Genomic DNA, 356 nt, shown 5'->3' on the forward strand with positions numbered 1-356 from the left:
TCCGAAGCCGAGGCGTTCCAGTGCGGCCTTCAAGGAGAAGGTTCCGGTCCGCGGGAATCCCGCGCCGATGATCTCAAGCATGAGGTGTTTCCGTTTCTTCGGGTACATGGGAGAGCTTGTCGGGATTGCTGACCACGTAGATGTCCCGCACGTGCTCTCCGTCCGTGGACAGGTCCACGACCATCACGGCGTACGGCGAGTTCTTGGCGAAGACCACCGCGGACGGCTCTCCGTTGACGTCGCGGTACTGGATGCTGAGACCGCCCTCGACAGCCTCGGCGGCTCTGGCGACGAGCACCCTGGCGACGTTGTCGCGACCTTGGACGGGGCGTGGGCCGGCGGCTCTGGACTTGCCG

1 protein-coding gene and 1 pseudogene are annotated in these 356 nt (G+C 65.2%); both read right to left on the minus strand.

Translation table 11 applies throughout. The annotated features are described in order from the left end of the window. Positions 1-81: sulfotransferase (locus FAF44_RS53880; protein WP_308193553.1), on the minus strand; the 81-nt coding region annotated here is incomplete at its 3' end. Next, a pseudogene (locus FAF44_RS53885) lies at positions 74-356 on the minus strand (RNA polymerase subunit sigma-24); the annotation flags it as partial. The pseudogene FAF44_RS53885 and the gene FAF44_RS53880, both read right to left, overlap by 8 nt.

This window comes from Nonomuraea sp. MG754425, assembly GCF_021699195.1.
Classification (GTDB): domain Bacteria; phylum Actinomycetota; class Actinomycetes; order Streptosporangiales; family Streptosporangiaceae; genus Nonomuraea.